An 8445-nucleotide genomic window follows, 5' to 3' on the forward strand; every position below is an offset into this window, starting at 1 on the left:
AACCAAACCGGAATAGATTTAACAGCTGCTTTAGAAAAAAACCTTGATAAAAAATCTATCCGTGATGCAGAAAGACATAGAAATAATGAAAAATTAAAGTAACTTAGAGATGGCCTAACTAACCAATTATAAGCCTTTTGTTTTTATCCCGGAAAAATCCACAGCTCATTAGCAACCCATAGTCTTCAAAAGTCCGTGAAAGTCCATGAAAGTCCGCAAAACTCCGTTATGCTTCGGACCTGCTTGCACCCTGGTTCGTACTTGCTTCGTACCTGATTCGCAAATGCTTGCACTAATCTTCTACTATGCTTCAGGAATTGTTCGACCCGGCTTTGGCGGCTATCGAAATCCACCCGAACAATTCTCGAAGGAATATCGGAACTGGTATTTCTCTATCTCGGGCCAGAGCAGTACTTGCTTCCCAGAAAACACACGGTAAAAACAGCTGATGGCCCTTTAAATAATCCTGGAGAAGACAAGATTTAGTATTGTAAACCTATCTAAACAATCGGAAACAGAAAAGGTAAAGGTTACCTTTAAAGCGTAGAAGGTATTTATACTAAAAGTCTATGAAAAGTGTATTTGCTATCCTGATTCTATTTTTATTTTATGCTTGTAATGGTCCTTCTTCTAATTCTCAATCAGAGGATAAAATAATGGAATCGGAGGTTTCATTGGCTGCTCCTGCCATTCCAAACGGAAATGGCACTCAAACAATAGATTCTACACTCAAAGTAATAAAATCAGCTAATATCTCTTTCGAAACAGAAGACAGCAACAGAGCTATTCAAAAAATAAATGAAATTTTGAAATCTCTAAAAGGCTATACGGAACAAGAAGACAGCAACGCCTCCGACAACCAGTTATTTACTTCAATTAAGTGTCGGGTTCCTTCCTCTCAGTTCGAAAGCTTTGTTGGGCAATTAGAAGGTATCCCTGCAAAGATGACCGGAAAAAATATTCAACGCCTGGATGTTACCAAAGAATATATTGAAACTGAAACAACTATAAATGCACAAAAAGAATTACTCAACAGATATCTGCAATTGCTGGGCAAAGCAAATAAAATGAGCGATATGCTGGAGATAGAGAATAAATTGAGCGAGTTAAAAACAGCTATAGAAATTTCTCAAAATCGCTTTAACTCACTAAAAAAGCAAATCCGCTATAGCGAAGTGCAAATTAACATCATCTCCCCAAGTACTCAAATCACCAAAGTTTCCTTTGGGAAAGAAATTACCAGCGCATTTTCTAATGGTATTGATATTTTTAAAAATCTTATTTTAGGAATCATCACATTATGGCCTCTATGGCTGTTAGCCATTACAATCGTAATTCTATACAAGAAGTATCTAAGGCAAAGAATAAAAACCCGCGAGAAGAAGTGAAGTGCCAAAAAGATCCTATCTCCTATACAGCCAATGGCTTCATCCAATTTCACGTGAAACTATTTAGCAGAATACTGGGATAGAGTATTACGTCAATACTTCTTTATATTAACTTTATGGAATGATTCCGAGAATAGAAAAAATTACAGAGAAAAAATTAGTAGGAAAACGGCTTATAATGAGTTTTGCTAATTATAAAGTAACAGAACTTTGGAAAAATTTTATGCCAAAGCGGAAAGTAATCACTAATAACCTTACTGATGATTTAATTTCAATGGCTATTTATTCAACCATGCATTTCAAAGATTTTAAACCGACAAACGAATTTGAAAAATGGGCTGCCATGGAAGTGACAGATTTTGATAATGTACCTGATGAAATGGATACATTTATTCTATCTGGAGGACTTTATGCTGTTTTTGATTACAAAGGTTCAAGTACCGACAACTCTGTTTATCAATACATTTTTAACATCTGGCTACCAAAATCAGGTTATATTTTAGACGACAGGCCTCATTTTGAAATTTTAGGAGATAAGTATGTAAATGATGATCCTGCATCAGAAGAAGAGATCTGGATTCCAATTAAAAGCATTTAATATTACCAAACTCATCCCCGGATGCTAACAGAGAATTCAATTAAATTCAAAACAACAGGCGTTGTAAAAAACCTTTTGATAGGCATAGTATTCATTATTGCATTAATAGGAATAGCTCTCCTTGTATCGGACAGATTCCGTATTGAGCCATGGCTAGCTTCTGTCATATTGCTGGCAATTGGTGCAGCAATTTCATTCGGTGTTTCATACGTTTCTAATGACGAAACAACTTTGTATACCGATGATGAGCATCTATATTTTTCGACTGAGACTTCTCTAGTCTATAATGTAAGAGAAAAAGTGTTACGAAAAAACGAGGTTAAATGTTTTGAAATAACCTCTTCTAAGCTATATGACTATCTGGTGTTTTACTTTTTCGATAAAAAACCTTACGTCATTGTATTAGGAAGAAACAACATAAATTTTATCTCAGAAATAGAGAAAACACTAAAATTGGAAGGGATAAGATCATTAAAAGATTCAAAATTTATATCCGAATTTAGCTTTTCGGAAGTATTTAAAAAGAGTTTTTTTCATCATCTCTTTTTCGGAATAGCACTCGTTCTTATACAAACCTTTACTATTCTGTTTTACAAATTCGTACTTCATGAGGTTTATCAGATTACTATTACCAGTATGGTAATATCTGCGATATTAATTTGGTTTCTATACAATAAATATTTCAAAAGAGAATGGGGCATAAACATAAAATGGCACTCTATTTTTGGAAGTTGTTATTTAACTACTTTCTTTTCTTTAATCTTAATAGGTCTTTGCAGTAAACCTTTTCATACGATCATAAGCAATCCTGTACATGTAAGGAACATTTCAGAAATTCAGAATAACAAGTCCAACCGCTTTTTTATCATAGATAAATTTGATTTTAGAAGAAATCGGGTTGGATTCTATCAATCCCATTCCAAAAACACAAAATCGGGTAAACACAGCATAAATAATGTCTTTTCTGTCCCCTTTAAAGATCAACAGAGTCCTAAAAGCAGATATTCTTACTGGGCCAGTTTAAGCTATAAACATTCATTTAAAAAAGCTGTTACACCAGATTATCTTATTCAATTGAAACGGAATGACTTTGAAAAATTTAAAAATATAATGGATCATAAAATCGAATTCTTTGAACTCATTCACCATGATCCGGAAGGTATGCTGAAAGACAAACTTTCTTTAAAGAGTGTAGAATCTACGAGGCGGTTTGCTGCACCTCTTTATATTTTTAAACCTGAAACAGAAAGTTTTGAGGTTTATAAGCAAAACAAAACTGAATTCCTTTTATTGTTTATGATGGGATTAGTTTTTGTAAGCGTACTAAATGGGTTCATTTATGCGAAATCGAGATAATCCCCAGACCTCACTTCCCTTCTCTCACTTTCATCTCCAGCAAGCAAATTCCACTGCCTGTAGTAATGAACAGTTTATCCCTCTTTTTACCATAAAAGCTTAGATTGGTTGTCTTTGTGCCGGGAATCACAATATGCTCAATCTGCTTACCTTCCCTATTAAAGACAACAACATCTTTTCCTGTGGTATATAAGTTGCCCTGGCTATCTAAAGTCATTCCATCTGAACCTTTATTTACAAATAAGGTCCTAGCTGATAAACTTCCGTCAGCTAGTATAGTATATTTATAAGTTTTACTGTCTCTTATATCAGCCACATACAGAATATTATCCCTGGAAGAACCAGTTATGCCATTTGGCTGTAAGAAATTAGAGTCTAATAAAGTTGCCTGAGTCTCGCCTTTATAAATTACATATAAACCTTTTATCGAAAGAGGTTCCTGAGTCCTTGTCCAGTAGCTTCTTTTATAATATGGATCTGTAAAATAAATATCTCCCCTACTACTAACCCAAACGTCATTTGGTCCGTTAAACAGTTTACCGTTTAAATTATCTAACAAGACTGTTTTTTGTTTCCTTTTGTTTATAGCCCAAAGCTGATTATTTTCATCGGCACAGGTAAGGAGATTACCTTTTCTATCGAAAAACATACCGTTGGAACGGCCGGCATTGTCCATAAATAAAGTCAGTTGCCCCTTGGTATTATACTTCCAGATTTTGTTATTGGGTTGGTCTGTAAAGAATATATTTCCCTTTCTATCGGTAGCAGGTCCTTCCGTAAAGGAAAACTCATTTGAAATTAAAACTGGCTTTGCATTATCTTTCACAATAGGAGAAACTTGTGCTCCGGCGATTGCTGTTCGAATAATCAACAAACATATCAGGACCAATTTGTTCCGATTGCTATTCATATTTACTTACATTTTAACCAATTTATGTCCTACCAGAACCGGAATAGTATCTGTTAAATTATGATTCAAACAAAATTTAATATCCTCCTGCAAATTTAGTCTCTGCATACGTTTCCCATGAGAAGCTTTAGAGGTATATCCTGCCAGATCGTGTTTTGCCTGTAAATACAAATCCTCAGCAGCATAAGCTGCATCATCAAATTCAAAACCGTCTAAACCTAGTTGGGAAACAACGGCGCCTGCAAATAAGGTATCTTCCAGATTGAATCTGTTTTTCCAGCCTGCACACAGTAACAGAATATCTTTGTCCTGATTTTTTAAATAAGTACAAACTGCATCAAGATTAATAAAAGAGCCTACGATAACCTGATGTGCTCTTTTTTTAGATTCATCTATTGCATAGGTACCGTTGGTGGTTGTCAACACAATTGTCTTTCCTTTAACCTTTTCTTCGGTGTAAGCGAATGGAGAATTTCCAAAGTCAAACCCATCAACAACTCTCCCATCTCTTTCTGCTGCCAACAAACATTCCTGACCTTTATAACTTAAACACTCTTCGACTTTCGCAACCGGAATAATGGCTTCGGCACCGTTAGCAATTCCATAACAGATAGAACTTGTTGCTCTAAAAATATCAATAACAACAACTATAGAGTTCTCTATCTGATAAAGTGGTAATAAAACAGGCGTTAAACAAACCTCTAAATTTCTTTTTTGCATGTATTGAAAAAATTCAAAAGAAGAAATCAAAATTCAATAAGGTCGCTATCCAATTTAGGTTATAAAGGCGTTTTATTGTATTTGATTTTTCTCGTAAATGCTGCTGACTAACCTTTGTAAAAAGGCGTTTTCACAACCTTAGCTTTAATTTTTTTATCTCTTATTTTGATATAAATCTCAGATCCTTCTTTTGAAAATACTTTTGAAACGTACCCCATTCCTACAGCTTTCTGTAAAGATGGAGATTGTGTTCCCGAAGTTACTACACCAATGATCTGATCGTCTCCATCTACTATTTCGTAGCCATGACGAGGAATTCCCCTTTCAATCATCTCAAAACCTATCAGCTTCCTGGTTACTCCTTGTTCTTTCCTGGCTCTCAATCCATCGGCATTTACAAAATCCTTGGTAAATTTTGTTACCCAGCCTAAACCTGCTTCTATTGGGCAGGTGTTTTCGTCAATATCATTACCATACAGACAGAACCCCATCTCCAATCTTAAAGTATCTCTTGCTCCTAAACCTATTGGCTGAATATCGTAAGGCCGACCTGCCTCAAAAATAGCATTCCAGATTGTTTCTGAATGAATTGTATCAAAGTAAATTTCGAAACCACCAGCTCCGGTGTAACCTGTTGCAGAAATTAAAACATTTGGAATACCGGCGAATACCCCTTTTTTAAAAGTATAATATTCCATATTAGCCAACTCGATATCGGTTAAAGAAGCTAATGCCTTTGCTGCCAAAGGACCTTGTACTGCTAATAAAGAGGTCCTATCAGAAATATTTATCATTTCTACACCTTCTGTATTATATTGCTGTATCCATGTCCAATCTTTTTCGATGTTCGAAGCATTTACAACCAGCATATATGTTTTTTCATCTATACGATAAACCAGCAAGTCATCTATTATACCTCCATTATCGTTTGGCAGATAGGAGTACTGAATTTTACCATCAAAAAGCTTCGATGCGTCATTAGCACTAACTTTCTGGATTAGGCTTAACGCTTTTTCACCTTTGATAATAAACTCTCCCATATGGCTTACATCAAAAACGCCTACATTATTCCTAACAGTTTCGTGTTCGGTATTGATTCCGGCATACTGAACCGGCATATTAAACCCAGCAAATGGAACCATTTTAGCTCCTAAAGCGACATGCTTATCCGTTAACGCGGTGTTCTTCATTTCTTTGACAGATTATATCTTAAAAATCTGTCGCGAAATTAACAAAAAATCAGACCTGTTCCTCACAAAGTTTTTGATACGTCTGCAACATCTTTTTACTCTCTTTTTCAATATCATGATGATGCTGCACTAAAAGCTTGGCTTGCTTACCAATTCTTGGAATTAGTGTCTTATCTGTAAAGCACCGCAGAATCTGTTTATAGAAATCATCAGCTCTGTCTGCAATGAGTATATTTTTATCATGTTGATATTTAATTCCTTCAGCAGCTATAGATGTAGCGATAACACATTTTCCTAAAGCCATTGCTTCTATAATTTTCACCCGCATACCGCTTCCGGAGAAAAGCGGGACTATAAATACATGTTGTTTAGAAATAAACTCGAGCGCATTATCCACCTCGCCTTCCAGAATATAATCTGAATAATGATGCTGTGAAAATTGAACCGGCATATTCTTCCCTGCCAGGTGAAATTTAATTCCACTCGGTAATTTTTGAATTTGGGGCCAGACCTGGTCTAAAAACCACCTTAAGCCTTCTACATTAGGCCTCCAATCCATAGAACCAATATAGCCGATACTTTTGTGTGGAGTTAATGAAATAACGCTTTCATATTCTTTTAGATTTAAAGCAACAGGAAAACTATGAAGAGTGGTTTTACAACCTATACTTTTAAAAAAATGTTCGTCGGAACGGCTAATAGCAAACAGAGCATCAAAATGGTTAACAATTTCAGTTTCATACTCCATTAATCGTTTACTTAAAAAATTCAGGTAAAGCTTTTTAGGTGTCATCCCTTCCTTGAGCGCCAGCCGCTTCCATAGCTTAAATTCTATATTATGCGATCTGTAAATGATTTTAGCTTTACTGCTACTTTTTACCGTTTCCAGATAAGGTGTAACATGCAGGCCTTCGAACTGGACAATATCAAAATCGTTTTCCTCCAGTACTTTCTTCAGCATGTGGGCACAACCTTCACTATAAAATCTGCTTACATTATAAGATTTTCTGGTAAAAAGATTAAAGAAAGCATCTTTCATCTTTACTTTATCATCAATACCATATTTATAAAACTTAATTTTCTTTAATAATTCTTCATTTAGAGTGCTTGTAAAAACGTAGTGCTTGGAAGTATTGAGGCTGAAGAGTGAAACTTCGCAACCCAAACGCAGCAATTCTTTTATGGTGTTATATACCACAATTGAGTATCCACCATGTGGTGGAAATGGCACCCGGTTACTGAGAAGTAACACTTTCATGATTATATTGTTTATTAAAAAATACTTAATTGAGGATCGCTCACTCTAAATGTTTTCCGATGATAAACACTCATTCCATGCTCGGCAATCGCCAATCTATGTTTTATCGTTGGATAACCTTTGTTCTGGTTCCAGTTATAAAGCGGAAATTCTTCATGAATAGCTTCCATAAAATCATCACGGTAAGTTTTGGCTAAAATAGATGCCGCCGCGATAGAATAATATTTACCATCTCCTTTTATAACACATTGATGTTGAATATTGTTGTATGGCTTGAAACGATTTCCGTCTATAATAATAAAACCAGGTTTTTCATTAAGCAGATCCAATGCTTTGTGCATTGCCAGAAAAGATGCATTCAGGATATTTATCCGGTCTATTTCCTCATGGTCTACAGTTGCAACCGCATATGCTATTGCCTGCTCTTCGATTTCTATACGTAATGACTTACGTTCTTTATCTGTAAGCTGCTTGGAGTCGGTTAGTAAAGGATGCGAAAAATCTCTAGGTAAAATAACTGCTGCCGCAAAAACCGGTCCCGCTAAGCAGCCTCTTCCAGCTTCATCACAACCAGCCTCTAAAAACTCCTCCTGAAAAAATGGTAAAAGCATATATTTTAATTGAACAAGATATTTTAAGCAAAGGAACGATATAACGGATAACTTATTTGCCAGATTTCTGCTTCTAAGCAATATCTGGTTACTAATTTATGCATTGAAAATACAAATACCATAATTTCTTACGATTAAAATTATTTTGACGGCCTGAGACTATTAAATTAGAACTAAATACTCTATTTTAGTCGCTTTGTAAATATATTGTCACGTTAAATCAAATACTTTTTCAACAAACGCGTTATTTCTTTGAAATATTATCTTTAGCTTTTTACCTTTATCGCTCAACAAGAATTATATGTCCAAAAAATTTGCGGGTCAAGTTTCCCTTCTTGTACTGATTAACTTGTTCGTCAAACTCGTTTGGGTGTTGGGCATAGAAAGAAATGTTCAGCTTAGCGTTGGTTTTAA

8 protein-coding genes and 1 pseudogene are annotated in these 8445 nt (G+C 35.2%); 4 read left to right on the forward strand and 5 right to left on the reverse strand.

What is annotated here, in order from left to right; genetic code table 11:
- From ABWO41_RS12690 to ABWO41_RS12705, 4 genes and pseudogenes are all read left to right on the forward strand, one after another.
- Window positions 1–102 (forward strand): annotated as a pseudogene (locus ABWO41_RS12690) (pyrophosphatase); the annotation flags it as partial.
- Window positions 103–569: 467 nt separating this feature from the next.
- A complete protein-coding gene (locus ABWO41_RS12695; protein ID WP_353138472.1) occupies window positions 570–1388 on the forward strand; it encodes a DUF4349 domain-containing protein in 819 nt (272 codons plus the stop codon).
- 121 nt (window positions 1389–1509) lie between these two features.
- Window positions 1510–1986, forward strand: a complete 477-nt coding sequence (locus tag ABWO41_RS12700; RefSeq protein ID WP_353138475.1) for a GyrI-like domain-containing protein — start codon at window positions 1510–1512, stop codon at window positions 1984–1986.
- A gap of 21 nt (window positions 1987–2007) precedes the next feature.
- Window positions 2008–3342 (forward strand): hypothetical protein, encoded by a 1335-nt coding sequence (locus tag ABWO41_RS12705; protein ID WP_353138478.1) that lies wholly within the window; start codon window positions 2008–2010, stop codon window positions 3340–3342.
- 10 nt (window positions 3343–3352) lie between these two features.
- On the opposite strand, the gene ABWO41_RS12710 is transcribed toward ABWO41_RS12705, so the two are convergent.
- From ABWO41_RS12710 to rnhB, 5 genes are all read right to left on the reverse strand, one after another.
- Window positions 3353–4252, reverse strand: coding sequence for an SMP-30/gluconolactonase/LRE family protein (locus ABWO41_RS12710; RefSeq protein WP_353138481.1), 900 nt, complete (start codon window positions 4250–4252; stop codon window positions 3353–3355).
- 6 nt (window positions 4253–4258) lie between these two features.
- On the reverse strand, window positions 4259–4972 hold the full coding sequence (locus tag ABWO41_RS12715) for a 2-phosphosulfolactate phosphatase (protein WP_353138484.1): 714 nt from the start codon (window positions 4970–4972) through the stop codon (window positions 4259–4261).
- A gap of 107 nt (window positions 4973–5079) precedes the next feature.
- Complete coding sequence (gcvT, locus tag ABWO41_RS12720; RefSeq protein WP_353138487.1) at window positions 5080–6162, reverse strand: glycine cleavage system aminomethyltransferase GcvT; 1083 nt, start codon at window positions 6160–6162, stop codon at window positions 5080–5082.
- A 49-nt stretch (window positions 6163–6211) separates the two neighbouring features.
- Complete coding sequence (locus ABWO41_RS12725; protein ID WP_353138490.1) at window positions 6212–7420, reverse strand: glycosyltransferase family 4 protein; 1209 nt, start codon at window positions 7418–7420, stop codon at window positions 6212–6214.
- 14 nt (window positions 7421–7434) lie between these two features.
- Window positions 7435–8031, reverse strand: coding sequence for a ribonuclease HII (rnhB, locus tag ABWO41_RS12730; RefSeq protein ID WP_353138493.1), 597 nt, complete (start codon window positions 8029–8031; stop codon window positions 7435–7437).
- Window positions 8032–8445: the final 414 nt, after the last annotated feature.

Source organism: Pseudopedobacter sp. (assembly GCF_040392825.1).
Classification (GTDB): Bacteria; Bacteroidota; Bacteroidia; order Sphingobacteriales; family Sphingobacteriaceae; genus Pseudopedobacter.